The organism is Paenibacillus sp. (assembly GCF_048976745.1).
Taxonomy (GTDB): domain Bacteria; phylum Bacillota; class Bacilli; order Paenibacillales; family Paenibacillaceae; genus Paenibacillus.
In genome coordinates this window covers 1,399,454-1,416,677 of sequence record NZ_JBHGUU010000006.1, presented here as the reverse complement: position 1 = coordinate 1,416,677, position 17,224 = coordinate 1,399,454, and the positions used below count along the sequence as shown (strand labels likewise).

15 protein-coding genes and 1 riboswitch are annotated in these 17,224 nt (G+C 45.9%); of the genes, 8 read left to right on the top strand and 7 right to left on the bottom strand.

The genetic code is table 11. From position 1 onward, the window contains the following. Nucleotides 1–20 precede the first annotated feature (20 nt). Nucleotides 21–1,127: a tyrosine recombinase XerS gene (gene xerS, locus ACE3K2_RS12845; protein WP_091029427.1), complete on the bottom strand. Its 1,107-nt coding sequence runs from the start codon at nucleotides 1,125–1,127 to the stop codon at nucleotides 21–23. 178 nt (nucleotides 1,128–1,305) lie between these two features. On the opposite strand from xerS, the gene ACE3K2_RS12840 reads away from it, so the two are divergent. The 4 genes from ACE3K2_RS12840 to ACE3K2_RS12825 all read left to right on the top strand — a co-directional run bounded on the left by ACE3K2_RS12840 (nucleotide 1,306) and on the right by ACE3K2_RS12825 (nucleotide 5,669). After that, a complete protein-coding gene (locus ACE3K2_RS12840; RefSeq protein WP_421890439.1) occupies nucleotides 1,306–1,794 on the top strand; it encodes a GNAT family N-acetyltransferase in 489 nt (162 codons plus the stop codon). A 79-nt stretch (nucleotides 1,795–1,873) separates the two neighbouring features. Then, complete coding sequence (locus ACE3K2_RS12835; protein WP_421890437.1) at nucleotides 1,874–2,647, top strand: SDR family NAD(P)-dependent oxidoreductase; 774 nt, start codon at nucleotides 1,874–1,876, stop codon at nucleotides 2,645–2,647. Nucleotides 2,648–2,774: 127 nt separating this feature from the next. Further along, nucleotides 2,775–3,665, top strand: a complete 891-nt coding sequence (locus ACE3K2_RS12830; protein ID WP_421890434.1) for an aldo/keto reductase — start codon at nucleotides 2,775–2,777, stop codon at nucleotides 3,663–3,665. 657 nt (nucleotides 3,666–4,322) lie between these two features. Next, nucleotides 4,323–5,669, top strand: a complete 1,347-nt coding sequence (locus ACE3K2_RS12825; RefSeq protein ID WP_421890432.1) for an amino acid permease — start codon at nucleotides 4,323–4,325, stop codon at nucleotides 5,667–5,669. Nucleotides 5,670–5,717: 48 nt separating this feature from the next. Here ACE3K2_RS12825 and ACE3K2_RS12820 read toward each other — a convergent pair whose 3' ends face one another. The 6 genes from ACE3K2_RS12820 to ACE3K2_RS12795 all read right to left on the bottom strand — a co-directional run bounded on the left by ACE3K2_RS12820 (nucleotide 5,718) and on the right by ACE3K2_RS12795 (nucleotide 11,738). Continuing rightward, nucleotides 5,718–6,479 (bottom strand): YqcI/YcgG family protein, encoded by a 762-nt coding sequence (locus ACE3K2_RS12820; protein WP_421890429.1) that lies wholly within the window; start codon nucleotides 6,477–6,479, stop codon nucleotides 5,718–5,720. 82 nt (nucleotides 6,480–6,561) lie between these two features. Beyond that, nucleotides 6,562–7,188 (bottom strand): LysE family translocator, encoded by a 627-nt coding sequence (locus ACE3K2_RS12815; protein WP_421890427.1) that lies wholly within the window; start codon nucleotides 7,186–7,188, stop codon nucleotides 6,562–6,564. Between the two features lie 137 nt (nucleotides 7,189–7,325). Further along, the gene (locus tag ACE3K2_RS12810) at nucleotides 7,326–7,934 is read right to left on the bottom strand and encodes a DUF1989 domain-containing protein (protein ID WP_421890424.1); all 609 of its coding nucleotides are present in this window, start codon (nucleotides 7,932–7,934) and stop codon (nucleotides 7,326–7,328) included. A 123-nt stretch (nucleotides 7,935–8,057) separates the two neighbouring features. Further along, a complete protein-coding gene (locus ACE3K2_RS12805; protein WP_421890421.1) occupies nucleotides 8,058–9,554 on the bottom strand; it encodes an amidase in 1,497 nt (498 codons plus the stop codon). A gap of 318 nt (nucleotides 9,555–9,872) precedes the next feature. Continuing rightward, nucleotides 9,873–10,853, bottom strand: a complete 981-nt coding sequence (locus tag ACE3K2_RS12800; RefSeq protein WP_421890418.1) for a DMT family transporter — start codon at nucleotides 10,851–10,853, stop codon at nucleotides 9,873–9,875. Between the two features lie 144 nt (nucleotides 10,854–10,997). After that, nucleotides 10,998–11,151: riboswitch (FMN riboswitch) on the bottom strand. 86 nt (nucleotides 11,152–11,237) lie between these two features. After that, nucleotides 11,238–11,738 carry a DinB family protein gene (locus ACE3K2_RS12795; protein ID WP_421890414.1) on the bottom strand — a complete coding sequence of 167 codons (501 nt, stop codon included), beginning with the start codon at nucleotides 11,736–11,738 and terminating at the stop codon, nucleotides 11,238–11,240. Between the two features lie 144 nt (nucleotides 11,739–11,882). Between ACE3K2_RS12795 and ACE3K2_RS12790 the strand changes: the two genes are divergently transcribed. From ACE3K2_RS12790 to ACE3K2_RS12775, 4 genes are all read left to right on the top strand, one after another. Continuing rightward, nucleotides 11,883–12,434, top strand: a complete 552-nt coding sequence (locus ACE3K2_RS12790) for a CGNR zinc finger domain-containing protein (RefSeq protein WP_421890411.1) — start codon at nucleotides 11,883–11,885, stop codon at nucleotides 12,432–12,434. A 120-nt stretch (nucleotides 12,435–12,554) separates the two neighbouring features. Continuing rightward, nucleotides 12,555–13,922: an amidohydrolase family protein gene (locus tag ACE3K2_RS12785; protein ID WP_421890407.1), complete on the top strand. Its 1,368-nt coding sequence runs from the start codon at nucleotides 12,555–12,557 to the stop codon at nucleotides 13,920–13,922. A 521-nt stretch (nucleotides 13,923–14,443) separates the two neighbouring features. Next, the gene (locus ACE3K2_RS12780; RefSeq protein ID WP_421890404.1) at nucleotides 14,444–15,880 is read left to right on the top strand and encodes an amino acid permease; all 1,437 of its coding nucleotides are present in this window, start codon (nucleotides 14,444–14,446) and stop codon (nucleotides 15,878–15,880) included. A gap of 261 nt (nucleotides 15,881–16,141) precedes the next feature. Further along, nucleotides 16,142–17,221 (top strand): hypothetical protein, encoded by a 1,080-nt coding sequence (locus ACE3K2_RS12775; protein ID WP_421890401.1) that lies wholly within the window; start codon nucleotides 16,142–16,144, stop codon nucleotides 17,219–17,221. The last annotated feature ends 3 nt before the right edge of the window (nucleotides 17,222–17,224 follow it).

The following is a 17,224-nucleotide window of genomic DNA, read 5'->3' as shown; positions in this document are numbered from 1 at the left end:
CTGCTTTTTCGTTAAGGATGTTACATCCCATCGTCAGTACGACGTTCGATGGCTTCGGACATCGTTTTGTCGGTAAGGTGAGCATAGATCTCGGTCGTTTCCGTAGAAGCGTGTCCAAGCTGCTCTTTCGTTTTGTAAATATCATTTTGCAGATAATAGTCGGTTGCGAATGAATGTCGTAATTTGTGCACAGTCAAGTATGGTTTGCCAAAACGTTTGGCGTACTTCATGATCATGGCCTGAATCGCTCTTTTGGTCATTCGGCTTCCTTCCGAATCTCCGTTACGCAGAGCAATGAACAGACCCTTCTCCCGCTTGGGCGTACGGTAACGTGATTGCCGCAAGTTCATATAGGTTGCGAGTTCATCCTTGGCCTGTTCCCTGAAATATACGGGTGTTTTGTACGTCTCATCATTATTACCTTTGCGGTAAACATACAGGAGTTTATTATTAAGATCGAGGTCATCGACGTTCAGATTCACAACTTCCGACACACGTAATCCTGAATTGAGAATGAGGCTGGCGATACAGGCGTCCCGTTCTTTGTTGAGCTCATGGGAATACAGTGCCTGCTTGTTCTTCTCCATATCGACAGCATACCCTTCAAGGATATAACCGATAAATTCAAGCAGTTCCTCTTCCTCGAGAATTTTACCTTTGAGTTTGGCAGCAGTGTCCTTGGGTTTATGGGTACGTTTGATCTCGATTTTGGCCATAATGTTCCGCTTCAGCAAAGGGTAAAAGTCTTCATCTTCCGCAATCTGGCTCAGATAATGAAACAGGGAGCGAAGGGAAGAGAGTTTGCGAGAGACGGTAATTCTGGAATTGGTTCCTTCCCGTTTGGTTGTGAGAAATAACCGATAGGCGGTGACTGAATCCATGCGAAGGACTTCCAGTTCATTCAACGTTACCTCTTTATTAGAGCTTGCCTCGGACAGTCCTTCTGCTCGTAACCAACCGAAAAAAGCTTCGTAATCTCTCAGATATTCGAGCAGGGTAGAGGGGGATAGGTCAGGCAGCTTGTAGTCCATGAATTGCTGAACGAACCAAGGCATGGAAGGTAGTTTGTCATCCAGCTTGCGTCGATCAATCTCTTTTTGCACGTTGGTCAAGTTCGACACCTCCATGTGAAAAAACATATCAGATTAATATTCAAATTAATCGTATTCTATGCTCTAGTGTACCATAATTTACATGCTCACAGCTTGTTCACTAATGTAGCAGGAAGTAGGAGATGCTTCCTTGCCCTTCGGCGCGTAAACCTTTAAAGTAATCAGTATACGCAGAGCAGAGGAGGTGAACCGGATGAATATGAAAATAGAGCTGGTTCCCCGGGAACGTAGTCAGGTGATTCGGCATTTAATGCAATTTTACTTATATGATTTTACCAAATATCTGAATATTGATGTGGACAGCAACGGTATTTACCCGGAATATCCCGGTCTGGAGGCATTCTGGACAGAAGAAGACCGCAAGTTTCCTTTTTTGATTACAAGTGATGGGGCACCTGCAGGGTTTGCTCTGGTGGAGAAATTGGAGCCTGGAAGTAAGGATAACGACTACTATTTGACTGAGTTTTTTGTGATGCAAAAGTATCGGCGCAGTGGCGTAGGCACTCGGGCAGCATATGAGCTGTTCAAACGATTCCCAGGAAGGTGGAAAGTGACCCAGGTTCGTAACAATGTCATTGCGCAGGCGTTCTGGCGAAAAATTATAGGGGACTATACGGGAGGCCGTTTTCGAGAGAAGTTCCATCCGGAGTTGGGCAATCCAAGCCAGTATTTTGTAACCTGATTCGATTCGGGGTTTACCTACATATTGAAGCATTCTGCCTGAATGCTGAAAGTAAGAATCTAATGAAGGAGTGAGTGTCATGAACGTACCCACATTCCATCTCGATGGACAGACTGCATTGGTGACAGGTGCAGGGAGAGGGATCGGAAAAGCAATTGCGATCGGACTGGCCCAGTCAGGCAGTGACGTTGTACTTGTATCCCGAACGATGAAAGAAATTGAGGAGACAGCCGGATACATATCTGAACAGACAGGGCGTAAAGCGCTCGCTCTGGCGGCGGATGTGACATCAAAAGAACAAATGGAAGAGACGTTTAAAGAGGCGATCTCGGAGATGGGGAGTCTGGACATTCTTGTGAATAACGCAGGTATGAACATACGGACACCGGCACTGGAAGTAACGGACGAGCAGTGGGAGACGATCATGCAGACAAACTTAAAATCGGCTTTCTTCGCTTCGCAATTGGCGGGTCAGCATATGAAGGAGCGCGAGGGTGGGAAGATCATCAACATCTCATCGGTAGGCGGCCACACAGCTCTTCGAACAGGGGTCGTGTATGGTGCGACCAAAGCTGCATTAATTCATATGACCAAAGTTCTCGCACTGGAATGGGGGAAATATGGAATCCGTGTCAATTCAGTAGGACCATGGTATTTCCGAACACCTCTGACCGAAAAACTGCTGGATGATCCCCAGTATTTGCAGGAAATTGTAAGTCGTACACCCCTACAGCGTGTGGGAGAACTGGAAGAAGTGGTAGGACCGGTCGTATTCCTGGCATCGGATGCAGCGGGATACATCACAGGTCAGACGTTATTGGTTGACGGTGGCATGTCCATCTACGGATTCTAGATGAGTACAGTTGGGAACTATCTGAAAAAGTGGGTGGCATAACCAACACATGGGTAATAACATAAGGGAAGTTATCTATATTTCTATTTATCTGTACCCAATTCACTGAACTTGGAGGAAGATAACGATGGAAACGCGTAATTACGGAAACACAGGTATGAAAGTAAGCACACTTGGATTCGGTGGGTCGGAGATCCGGGATTCATCCAGAGGTGATGTTGAAAAAATGCTGAATAGTGCCTTGGATGCGGGATTAAACGTGATTGATACGGCTGAATGTTATGGTGACAGCGAGGAGTTAATCGGTGAGGTGTTGTCCCATCGGCGCGATGACTATTATTTGTTCACCAAATGTGGACATGCTGCCGGGATTGATGGTCCGGATTGGGATGCCAAAGTACTGGAACAGACGATTGATCGCAGTCTGAAGCGGTTAAGAACGGACTATGTGGATGTTATCCATTTGCATAGCTGTTCTGAAGAAGTACTTCGACAAGGAGCCGTAATCGAAGTACTTCAACGTGCCAAGGAAGCAGGAAAGACGAGATTTATCGGATATAGTGGAGATACAACAGATGCGCTATATGCGATTCAGACCGGAGTATTTGATAGTCTGGAGACTTCATTAAATATAGCAGATCAGGAAGCGATTGAACTAACGTTGCCTGAGGCGAGAAAGAGAAATATGGGAGTGATCGCCAAAAGGCCCATAGCTAATGCCGCCTGGACGTTTGAAACGCTCTCGGAAGAAGCATATCCATATGTATATTGGAAGCGTTTAAGTGAGCTTGAATATGGTTTTCTGGGCGAAGATGCCCAGGCAGCGGTAGCAATTGCACTGCGTTTTACACTAAGTACCGAAGGCGTAGATACGGCTATTGTTGGAACAGCCAAGCCCAATCGCTGGCAGCAAAATGCTGACCTTGTCGCCAAAGGGCCACTACCACAGAAGCTGTATGATGAGATTAGAGCACGATGGAAGGAAATCGCCGGAGCAGATTGGACGGGCCGAACTTAAATTTTAAAATAGAATTATTAGCAAAGCCGCCATGCTGGCGGCTTTTTTATGATCAATATTTAATATTTTCAATATATGAAAAATTCACAACAGAATTCAGAAGAGGACCTGGGTAACTTCAGGGGATAGGATCTATACGTTAACTTAGTTCGATAACCTGTGAAAAAGGGATGAAGGAGGAAAACGAAAAACTCCCAGAATGGAGCCTTCCGTTTTTACAGACGAATAAGACTAAAAAAAACGAAGAAGCGATTGAAAATCATACGAAAAATAGGAAGTCTGCGTTCGATATGAAAGAAATACAGATATTTTATAATATTTCAACATATGAAAAATTCACAATAGAAAGAACATTTTCTCACCCTAGTTACCATTTCACATATAGCTACATCGATGCACCATCAAGTTTAAAAGGAAAACCAAATCTAAACCTAGAAGTCAACAGTTTTTTTTCGAATTTTGTAAGTGAGTAAATATATTTCATTATGAAAAGGACCGAATAACATACAACTTAAATTTAATAGTACAGGTTGAGCGAAATTTTAAAAAAATACATATTATTTATTATGTAAACTAAAAATAGTTCTTTTATTAATAAAGACATAAAACCTCCATGACCTGTAAACCGTAAGGGGATAAGGCAGAAGGAGGAACTTCATGAAAAGTCAGCAACACCGTAAAAATGACGACGATAAACTAAGTTGGATAAGTCTGTCTTTGTTTGGCGCAGGTTGCACGCTCGGAACAGGGTTTTTCCTGGGAACCAGTCTTGCGATTCATTGGGCCGGCATCTCCGTACTCGTATTGCTGGTGCTGGCGGCGGCAGGTACTTACTTTGTATTTGGTGCGCTGGCACAGATGACGGCAGATGATCCAAAGGAAGGCGCTTTTCGAACGTACGCAGGGGAAGCATTTGGACCTTGGGCCGGTTTTGGCAGTGGATGGATGTACTGGTTTTCTGAAATGCTCATCATGGGGAGCTCATTAACAGCACTGGGGCTCTTTTCTCAATTCTGGTTTCCCAAGTTTCCGCTATGGGCATTTGTTGCGGTCTATGCTGCTATCGGTCTGTTCATTGCTGCACTGGGAGCGAAAGGGTTAACCAAAACGGAGAATATTCTAGCTGTAATCAAACTTGCTGCGACGGTTGCATTTATAGCGATAGCGGGAGCAGCATGTCTCGGTTGGTTACCTGTAAAAGTGACACCAGAACAATTGAAGAATGAATGGTTTCCGCATGGAGGTAAGGGGGTGTGGAGCGGTTTCATCTATGCATTCTTTGCTTTTGCCGGGATTGAGGTTATGGGTTTGATGGCAGCCAACCTGAAAGAGCCAAAAGATGCAGTGAAATCAGGTCGCGTAATGTTATTATCGGTGAGTACACTCTATGTGATTGCAATTGCATTGATCCTATGGCTTGTGCCTTCAGCTCAGCTGACTCCAGATGAAAGTCCCCTTGTCAAAGCCATGTCAACCATTGGATTAACCGTTGTGGTCCACATTCTCAACGGAATTCTGATTATTGCCGGATTCTCAACGATGGTGGCTTCGCTATATGCCATTACGTCCATGTTGGTGAAACTCGCAGAAGATGGAGATGCGCCTAAGCTGTTCACAAAGACCTGGGGGAAAAAGGATATGCCGCTTCAGGCATTGTGTTGCACAGCAGCCGGACTACTTCTGTCTACGTTGATGGCATTATGGATGCCCAAAAGCCTGTTTGAATATGTGACGACAGCAGGTAGTCTGGTCTTGATGTATACATGGCTGCTTATCTGCATCACATACATTAAGAAAATGAAGCCTGTGAAGTGGAATCGCATCAAAGTATGGATTGCCATGGTATTGATTGTGGCTGCAGTGGCAGGAACAGCGATGGAAAAAGCCAGCAGAACGGGTCTGCTGGCAAGCGTGGGACTTGTCGTATTGCTTGGGATCATCACGTATATTGTTCACAAAGTACGTGGCTCCAAATCGCCGCAGTCCTCACCATCCAGACCATAAGCAAGTTCCACGAATGGTTACACAAATTATTAATGATCGACGTGAAGATTATTTCGTCAGTTTGCCTAAAGCTTGCTTCATCCGCATAAAGGGGCATTTGGAAGGTGTCTGCTCATCATCAGGCAAGAAATACTGTTTCCATTCCAGATTATCCTGCTGACCATACCACATCAGTGAAGGGTGAGCAGGTACAGCATCATACGCCGCGAGACGTTTACGAATCAAGGTTTTCATTTTACGGCCAAGAGGGGTGTTGTCATTAATGGATTCGAATACCCAACGTGGTTGAAAGGCAAACATGAGATATGGAAAATGTCGGCTGGCTCGGAGTTCATGTGCGGGAGTTGCACAGAAACAAAAGTAAGGCTCTCCGCCAAAACAAAACTCCCATGATGAATCATGAGGATCAGTTGAAATATGTTTCGGCCACGGCTCGGTATCGTGTGAAGTCACCCGATTTAGCATTTGCCAGAATAACGTCTGATATTGTTCTACCGTTGTATGCTCTTTCAGATCGCTTGGTGTCTCACAGATTACCACCATGGAAGCGTAATGACCGGTGTCTCTGGATACTGGACCATATTGTCTAAGCAGATCCGCCATATCTTCGGCAGCCTGTTCTGATCGGGGATCACACGTAAAGCCATACCTTAAATGTCCTGACAGAAATCCAATTCGTCCAGGTACACATGGATACATATTATTTTCATCGGCGATCATATTGGCAAATTGCGAATAAGCGTCCTGCTGCCAAGATGGAAGACGCTCATATACACTATTTATTTCGTCGGCACTATACAGCTCCGCCATGGATTCCCAACTCCATTCCACATGATACCGTTACAGTATTAATGTAGGGGGAGTTGGGTGACTGTCCAGCCTGATTTTATGGTCAGAAAAAGATGGAACGCACAGCTTCGTACCCGAAATACAAACCAAATCCGATTAGACAGATTCCCGAAATAATCGAGATCCAGCGTAAGACGTTTTCGTTGCTATGTTTGTGGAATCGACTGGCCATGCCAGCCATGATGACATCCCACACCAGGATGCCAATGAATATGCCTGAACTGTAGAGTAACAAATGAGCGGTATCTGTATGTTTCACAGTCGTCGCAAGAATGGAGCCGTAGATCCCCAGCCAAAACAAAATATTCAGTGGATTGGACAGGGCCATCAAAAAGCCGGAAATAAAAGATTTTCGAACAGTGGCTTCCGCAGTAGATGTACCTTGAATCCCCTGTTTTAACTTCGAGAGCGTTTCCACTCCCGTGTAAATCAGAATAAAACTGCCAAACGACCAGAGAAAAGAGCGCATGAACGGCGTGTCCAGAAAATGGGCAACTCCAAAATAAATCAGCAACATATACACCAAATCCGCAAACATGGCGCCGAGTCCCAAAATCCAGGCATGCATAAATCCATGTCGGGCTCCACGGTCAAGTTGGGCGGCGTTAATCGGACCGATTGGAGCGGACAAGGATATTCCCAGAATGATATAACTGAAAAGTACAGACATAAACACGTTCACTCCTTAACGGGTTCGATGAATTGTACCAGTCGTCACAGAAAATGGGTACAAGTCATCGTATTCCCGCAAGGAGTGAATTAGAACAAACTATAGTCATCATATTGCGTCAAGGCTTTGTTAATCCGTTAAAATTCCACATCCAATTGAATGGGAGTACATTTGTAGCCGTTGCATGAGCTTTCTTCACAAGGGCAAGCGGAGAGCCCAATGGTGATATCCATTAATGCCTCCATCTCGATATAATCACCTGCACGAGAGTCGGGAGCTGCAACATCAATTTTACCTTCACTATCTACTACGGACTTCATAAACAGGTTAAAGGGATAGTGCTGATCCGGCGGTAAGATCCCAAAGGGTTCAAGTGCCGTGTTCAGATTGTGATAACAACTGGCATGATCTTTTTTATCGTATAACACTTCATACATCTCTGGACGACAAGCGGAATTGAAGAAATCATGTACTCCAACGGTATCACGTACAATTTTGAGTAATGGTTGGTATTGATTGGAATACACAAACTGTCCCGGTTTAATTCGGTAAGTACGCAATACGTCCATTGTCACACTCGGGTCCAAGCGATGGTTAACATCTGTAGCATCGTATGCCACAAAATCAATGACTTGCTGTCCCTCCAGATCCGTTATGCGTAGTAAAGAACCTTTGCTTACTTTAAGAGCATATCCCGTTTTGGCAGGGATCCGATAAGACTGTTTACGGCGCTGATTGGTATTCATCCGTTATTTCTCCACCACTTTTTGTTTACAGTATGCGGAGTGGATGAAGCTTTCATGCACTATTATGGCAACATGATCAACTTGGGCAGGAGCATCTAATGTTAAATTTCACATACTACGCTTTTAAGCTGGGAATAGTGGATTTCCTTTCATCCCGATCCAGAGGTCCGATTGTTCAAGCTGTGCCGCCAGATGTAATAACCAATCCTCGCGTCCCTTGGTAGCCATCACTTGAACACCCATGGGCAAACCTTCAGGTGTCACATGCAGAGGTACACTTATCGCAGGCTGGCCTGTCAGATTCGCAAGCTGGGTGAATGGTGTATACGTAAGACTTGGCTCAAACATTTCATAGATGAGTTGTTGCTGCTGGGTCTTGTCCAACTCACTAATCCGCATCAGATTACGGATCTGTTCGTCATGAGGTGTTAGTTCTCCAATCTTAGGCGCAGGAAAAGCGTTCACAGGTGTGACGTAGAAGTCATAACGCTCAAATAAGGTGGACATCTGAGCTGCGGCTACATCCCATTCAGCTAAGCTATGTACAAATTCCGCCGCCGACACCTTTTTGCCAGCTTCCGCCAGAACCCAGGATTCAATCTCCATATCATCGGACGTCAGAGCCCGACCTATGGAGCGTTCCATGGAAGAGATCATCGCGGCCATCTCGCCGCTGTTCATCATGTAATAGTTCTCCATCAATCGGACGCCGTTGACTGGACTCAGCTTTTCTTCAACTTGATGACCTTGGTCTTCCAACCAGCGAACGAGCTTGAATACAGACTCTTTGGCTTCTGTGCTGACGGGTGTACCCACGGGTGAATCTGTTGTGTACGCAATGTTCAGTTTGCGTTGATGTGGATAGCTCATATCAGCCAAGTAACTGCCTGGAAAGAGTGGAGCATGGAACGCAGCTTCAGGCTGTATGACTTGTAAAGTATCAAGTAATGCAGCACTGTCCCGAACTGAACGAGAGAGGGCAAAATCAATCGATGCGCCTTGCCATTGACGACCAACTCCCGGTCCTACAGGTGTGCGCCCGCGGGTTGGCTTCAATCCAAACAATCCGCTAAAGGAAGCCGGGATACGAATTGAACCGCCTCCGTCACTGGCTCCGGCCAGAGGAACAATACCCGATGCTACAGCCGCGGCAGCTCCACCGCTTGATCCACCTGGAGAGTGATTGATATTCCATGGATTGCGAGTTGGACCATGGAGGCGGGGTTCTGTGATATTTTTCAAGCCAAACTCGGGCGTATTCGTATGTCCTATGATGATAAAACCAGCATCACGCAGTCGAGTAACAAAATTGGAATTGCGTAATGCCCGATGCTCGCTGAACAAACGCGAGCCTGAAGTTAGAAGTTCACCTTCCAAGGATTGCGAGATATCTTTCAGGAGCAGGGGCACGCCGGCAAAAGGTTGTTCTCCAGGGCGAACCAAACCCGCTTCCTCCTGTGCGCGAGTTTCATATGTACGAATAACCGCATTAAGTCGCGGGTTCACTTCTTTAAGGCGTGCAAACGCCGCTTCCAGCAATTCCACCGGGGATACTTCCCGGGACCGGATCAGTTCAGCCAAACCGACGGCGTCGTAGGAGGTATATGAGAATGAAGGCATGAGTGATCGTTCCTCTCTGAATATAATTCATCTGTTTATTCCATATGTCATCGTACCACCGGATCAGGCAAAAGACAAAACATAGAAGGGACGTAGTTCGATGATTTGCATATTCGGGATGAGGAAGGGGGGGAGAGCGGAGGATTTGCGATAAAGAAATAAAGCACAGGGTGAATAACTCATAGTGCTAATTGAGAAAAAGCTCATGTATTATCGAGTAAATGGAAATAAAAAAAACCACTGCTCATCTAATTCGATGTGCAATGGTTATATTTTTATATTGGATTATTGCTTTATATGTGATGCTCGAATATATCCTTACTCTGTTCGCAGCTTTGGCGCCGAATCGGCCGCAGTGGATGATCGTTCCTGCTGTTTGGAAATGGCAAAGAGGGCAACCCAGATTAAGATAAAACCAAGCAGCTGCTCCCATGTAATCAGCGTACGGAAAGCAATCCAGTTCACCAACACACCTGCCATCGGGAAGCTAAGCTCCGCGAGTGTTGCAACAGACGCTTTGGTTGACGACAGACCTTTGTAGTACAACAGAAGACTTAGCAGACCTGGTAACAATGCCTGACCGAGAATGTTGAGAATGACCGCAGCCTGTTCTCCAGTTCCGGTTGGGAGCGTCCAGGTAGCACCTTCATTCCATGTCATAAAGATCAGGAGTGGGAGCGCAACGACAAAGCGAAGGGAGGTGACGGTTTCGTAACGCGCCTGTCCCAGCATCAATCGTCCCATAACGGTTGAACCTCCCCATAAGGCAGCAGCTCCAAGGGATAACAAGCTTCCAGCATGAATCCAGTTGTCCCAGTTACCTAATGGCAATGTGAAGCCGAAGGTAAGCAGGTACGTACCTAATAAGGCTATGAAGAACAGTCCGCCGAAGCGACGTGGCAACGTTTCTTTCAATAACAGCTTAGCCAGTACGATAGCGAAGAGAGGTTGCATTTTTTGCAATAAAAGCACCGTGTTCGGATCGTTATGTGTAAGTGCCATGGTGAATAATACCGTTGCGAGTGCTGATCCTCCCCATGAGATGAAGATCACGGCAATCCAGTGGCGAGCGCGCAGGTTTTTCAGATCAGCCCGGAATTTCCACAGCACGGGAATGGCGATCAGACTGACAATGATATGTTCCACCAGCACAATCTGTGTGGATGTCATCGTATTTAGCAAAATAATGCGGAAGAGTGGGTCGACACCCCATAAGGCGGCGCCAAGAACGACAAGCCAGAATCCGGTATTACTTCGTTCCTTGCGGTAAACAGGTGATGCTGCTGATGTCTTTTCCATATTCAGGACTCCTTCGTCAGAACACGGAATCTTCAGTTGGCAAAATCGACAAAAGCCCCCGTTTTGGTATAAACCAAATAAACGGGGGCTCATCCAAGGACATGCGTCGGGAAAGAAGCCTTCCCATGAACGGCATGTCAATGTGTTGATCTTCTCTCATCCGGACTGTACCGTCGGCCTTGGATTCACACCAAGTCAGTCGCTACATGTCCTTCGTTAAGAACAAATAGCGAGTCGCGGGCTGGTTCCGAAGAACATCACCGCCGGTTGGGAATTGCACCCTACCCCGAAGATCCTATTCAATTATATAGTGTGTGTTGAACAAGCTGTAACATTAATAAGTTCATCTTATTCCTGTAAGCGCTAGCAGTTCAAGCATTTTTTTTAGAAAACGATATTCCAGCTTCCTTGTTGTCTGCGAAGCAGCACGATCTGACCTGAGTGATAGGCATCATGGAGTACCCAGCGAGCTAGTTCGTGTGCCCATTTCGCTTCGGAGTCCATATATGCTGCTTCAAGATCTGACTCTTGTAGTGCAGCCAATTGATCTCGCAACTGTTGGGCTAATCGAGTTGTACCTTGTAGCAGTGTATTCCATCCGGTTGTATCCGTTACATCTCCAGCATTCCCAAACGTATATTCATTGGAGTCTACAGCAGGAAGGGTAGGCTCTTTACCTTGCATACGACATAATAAGCGGTGATTGTAGTAATACATATGGTTAACCAACTGCCAGATGCTTAATCCACCTGAGGGTGGAATCCATGCTGCCTGTTCTGCTGTAAGACCTTCCAAAGACTTCGACAAAGGTACAATCCAATTACATTGATCCCAAGTATCATCCTTTTGAATCAGTAACACATCTAGTGCTGTTGTTTTCGTCATTCCTATTCCTCCTTGTGTATAATTGTAATTTGGTGATGTAACTAGCTAAAACTGATTAATGAGGTTACACTTAATATAACACAACAAAGAAGAAGTGTAACCATCTTTATTGGATTAAGATGGTTACACTAAACGGAGGTATATATGGACAGACTTTGGACCGATTTTGTAAACAGTGATTATCACGACTGGCGTGGAGGAGATCGATCGGAGGACAGGCTAGGGAAGGCGAGTTGGCAGCAAGAATTTCTGGATCGATGGCAACTTCACGCTTCTGTTCCTGCATCTCCAGAAGATGAGTTGTCGATGAGAAACTTCAGGAATGAATTGATGGCTCTTGGAGCCCGCTTGTCTTCAGGAGCATCATTAACGGATATAGAAAAACAGTGGTTGAACAGTGTTATGGAAGCGGGGCATGTGAGAAGAAAAATGACTACAATTGATCATGAACTGAAACTCCAACTGGTAGCCGTAGAGGCTCATTGGCATCAGGTCATGGCTGAGGTGGCTGCTGACTTTGCCATGACTTTGGTAGAGGGAGAGAGTAACCGGATTCGGATCTGTGATAATTCGGATTGCCGCTGGATGTTCTATGATGATACAAGAAGCAGAACACAGAAGTACTGTGATGATAAGATGTGTGGCAATCTGATGAAGGTCCGAAGATTTCGAGCGAAACGCAAATTCCAAAATTGATAAATACTAACAATAACTATATAATATATATATACTAGCGAAACAATAGTCAGAAGCAGTGCGGATTCGTAAGCAGGATATGATCGTCTTTCAAACCAAATTAGATGGGAGATGTGTCTTGTGCGGACAAGTTATCTGTTAAAAAATGGATGTGTGTTATCGATGGATGCAAAAGTTGGACAGTATAAGAGGGCGGACGTCCTGATTCAGGATTCAATGATTATGGCGGTGCAGCCCGATCTGGATATTCCGGATGCGGAGGTCATTGATGCTTCATCCATGATTATTATGCCTGGGCTGGTGGACACGCATCGGCATGTGTGGGAATCACTTGTCAAAACAGTGGGAACCAACTGGTCGTTACCAGTCTATTTGCAAAATCTCTATTATGGAGCGATGGGAAGCAAGCTCCGTCCACAAGATAGTTATATTGCCAACTTGCTCGGTTCCTTGGAAGCGCTTAATGCAGGAGTGACGACCGTGTTGGATTGGAGCATGCCGTATTCCACTGAGCACACAGATGAACTGATTCGTGGACTTCAGGATGCAGGGATTCGGGCGGTATTTGCTCACGGCGTACCTGGTGAGACCAACTACTGGAATCGGGATAGTCTACTGACGTATTCAAATGATGTGAGAAGAGTCAAAGAACGTTATTTTTCATCACGCGATCAATTACTTACCTATGGTCTTGCCATTCGTGGGCCGGAGTTCAGTCATTGGGATACAACCGTGAAGGAGATCGAGCTGGCTCAGGAGCTGGATGCGATCTGTTCCATGCATGCCGGATTTGGCACTTGGGGATCTGGGGATCGTTCCATTAGTCGCTTGTACGAAGCGGGACTGTTAAGTCCACGAGTGAATATCGTTCATGGTAACACCATGGGCATGGATGAATATAAAATGCTGGCAGATAGCGGTGCTTCCCTGTCGGTCACACCTGAGGTTGAAATGATGATGGGTCATGGATATCCAGCCACCGGCTATTTTCTTGAACATGGGGGAACCCCTACACTTGGTGTAGATGTGGTAACGTCCACAGGCGGAGATATGTTCTCGCAGATGAAGTTTGCACTGCAAGCTGAACGATCCAGAGCCAACGAACAACTTCTGCAGCAGGGTGAGATGCCTGGTGAATTGAACTTGCAGTCCAGCCAAGTACTGAGATTCGCAACTTCAGCTGGTGCCCAAGCATTGGGATTGGAGCAGAAGGTGGGGACGTTGACCCCAGGGAAGGAAGCAGATCTGATCATGATTCGTACCACCGATCTGAATCTGTTCCCGGTTCATGATCCAATCGGCGCTGTCGTGCAATTTGCCAATCCATCCAATGTCGATACGGTCTTTGTGGCAGGTAAACTCGTGAAGCGAGAGGGTAAGCTGCTCCATGTTGATTTGGATGCGATTCGTAATACCGCGATGCAGAGCAAAGATTATTTGTTATCCCAATACCGGATGTCGGATGCGGAGAGGATTGCTTTTTCGTAATTCGTTTATTCTCAAAGGCAAGATATGATAAGTTCGTATTTTCTTATACATCGCTTCTACCTATAAGCAAGAATGATGGGCCACATAACGTTATGTGGCTCTTTAACATGTCTGCATATCGTCGAATCAGACAGGATCAGGGAGGAAGGGACAGCGGAAAATGACGAAAAGAGCACTCATTTTCTAAACTTCATATAACAAGGATTTAAAGTTATATTTCTTAGAAAATAAGACTCTAAAAAACTGCGCATAATATAAATTATACGCAGTTTTGTTTTAAATCGATTTTCATATTCATCCCCGTGCAACAGTTCATGATAATTTTCGCGGAAAAAGAACAAAATAAGAGATCATTACAAATAAATTTAACCAAGCAACGCGATAACGTGTAGAATTCGATAGGTTTTTATAGGTGATTGATAAGATAGAACAAATGACTTTTTCATAGAACAGATGGGAAGCCATCCAATCTTTGCTACATTCATAGCACATTTAAGATTCATGACGAGAGGAACATGACTATGCGTGAGAACGAACATCGATCTTCATTATTTCGTAAAAAACCAATTGCCTCGGAGGGCGATAACAGCAGTGCATTGAAACGGGTACTCGGTCCGTTGGACTTAACCACACTTGGGGTGGGCGCCATTATTGGTACCGGGATTTTTGTGCTGACTGGTGTAGCTGCCGCAACGTATGCTGGCCCGGGCCTTGTACTGTCATTTTTGCTGGCAGGTATCATATGTGCCTTCGCTGCATTGTGTTATTCGGAGTTTGCCTCAAGCGTACCGGCATCGGGGAGTGCGTACACGTATAGTTATACGGCTTTTGGCGAAGTGATTGCCTGGATTCTGGGATGGGATCTGATATTGGAATATGGTTTTGCGAGTGCGGCGGTAGCCAGCGGGTGGTCTGGATATTTCCAAACGTTGTTATCCGGATTTGGATTGGAGTTACCCCATGCGCTCACGAGTGCATTTAGCCCGGAAAAGGGAACCTATTTTGACATCACGGCTGCGGTCATTACGTTAATTATCACCTTCCTGCTAACCCGAGGGGTGAAGGAGGCGGCTCGTGCGAACGGCATCATGGTAGCGATTAAAATTATCGTGGTGCTGATCTTCATTGGTGTAGGTGTCTTCTATGTAGAGCCAACGAACTGGCAGCCCTTCTTGCCCTTTGGTATCTCAGGCGTAACTGCGGGAGCGGCAACCGTATTCTTTGCTTACATCGGATTTGATGCAGTCTCCACAGCGGCAGAAGAGGTCAAGCGGCCACAACGGGATCTGCCAATCGGAATTATTGCATCACTGGCGATCTGTACAGTGCTCTACATTGTTGTATCGTTGATTCTCACAGGGATCGTGCCATATAACATGTTGAATGTAAGTGATCCGGTTGCGTTTGCATTTGAATTTGTCCAATTAAAAGGATTGTCCTGGATTGTGTCCCTTGGCGCAATTACGGGTATTACGACGGTATTGCTGGTCATGATGTATGGTCAGACACGTCTGCTCTACTCCATGTCTCGTGACGGACTGCTGTCACCGGTTTTCTCCAAGGTTAGTGGCAAAAGTCAGACTCCAGCGGTAGGGACATGGGTTGCGGGTATTATCGTCGCTCTGTTCTCCGGGTTCATCTCGCTGGGACACTTGGCAGAGCTTACGAACATCGGAACGTTGTTTGCTTTTGCTGTCGTAAGTCTGGGCATTATCGTGTTGCGCAAAAATAACCCTGATCTCAAACGCGGCTTCCGCGTTCCACTTGTACCACTGATTCCGATTCTGAGTGCCTTGGGTTGTGTATACTTGATGACACGCCTTGCGGCTCTGACATGGATTACGTTTTTTGCTTGGTTGATCATCGGATTGATTATCTACTTTGCGTATGGACGCCATCATAGTCATCTGAATCCGTCACGCCGGATCTCCAATGCTTTCAGATCGAAGGATAAGTAGACAAGCCGAGAATAACTTCAACCGAGAAATATCTTCTATTTTCCTCATTTCGTATCGCTTAGGCGAAGCGGGATGGGGATTTTTTTTATATAGCAGGACAAAGGGAGATAACATCAGGAGAAGGTTGGAATTTTCTTCATATATGGGTAAGTAATAAGAGGCGTGGCGAACTTAATCGAGGGGCCGGGGTTGCCGCTAAGTCAAATATGAAATATATTTGGGGATGTGACATGCCATCAGAGAGAAGAGAGGGGATGTATCATGAACACACCATTACATACGAATTCGGATCATCAAAATGCAGCTTTTGGATTTGCCCTGGCTGACTCAGCCGTACTTGCAAATGCCCAATTGCTTGTTTCACATTTAGAGGATTCACAAACCTTACAGTTGGATATTGATCCGCAGCGCCTTCTGAAGGATGGACGTAAAGTATCGGTCATTGCACAACCGTTGGATTCACCCGTCCATCGTCAGGATGCCAATATCATCTATGGTCAGGAGTTAACATATGTGCAATATGCTGTTACTCTGAAACCGGACAGCACGATCTCCATTGCTTCTATTGAAGGCGTAGAACAGCCTGTTGATTTTGGTTGGTCCGCATTTGCAGAAGGGGAATATGAACTTCGAATCTCCTTGCATATGAAAACACCCCGTATTGCTGAAGGCTCGCTCGAACCTGAGCAGATTGCAATGGTTAAATACGCGCAGGTGATTACGGTATTTATATCACTTTTCCCGGCAGAAGCAGCGTCCTTGAGTTCACCGTCTCAAGCTGTGTGGAGCAGAAACCATCATGTGTTTGACTCCTACGGCAGAGGAGGATTCATTCTCGCTGACCTGCCTCGACTCGCTGAACGTGTAGATGAACTGATTGGACCGGGTAACCATAATTTGATTGAACAATTTGCGGAAGGGGAACTGTCGGATACGTTGCTGGAAGAAGGCTTGATTGCGATGGCATGGGGCGTGACGCCATGGTGTTATTCACTCTATTCTGCACCAGACCAGTCATCTGCTCGAATGCTCGCTGTAGACAAGCTGGGGGATGAACCTGAACGGCAAGGGTTCTACCGTATTGATCCGTCAATTCAGCAATTAAGTATTGTACCGGCGAATGAACTGGCTTACTGGCCTGCCTGTGTCCAGAACGATTGGCCTGTCATCGATGTTGCAGGGGAAGGCGAGACGTTGCAGATGGATCTGTATATTCAGATCTGTGAATCCGTGAAGGGTTTGCACGAAAATCCATTGCCGTCATTTGTACTTACGCGCAGTCAAGGCAAACCGGAAGCGATCATTCCGCTGATTGACGTTGTCATTGTGGAAGAAGAGTAGGGT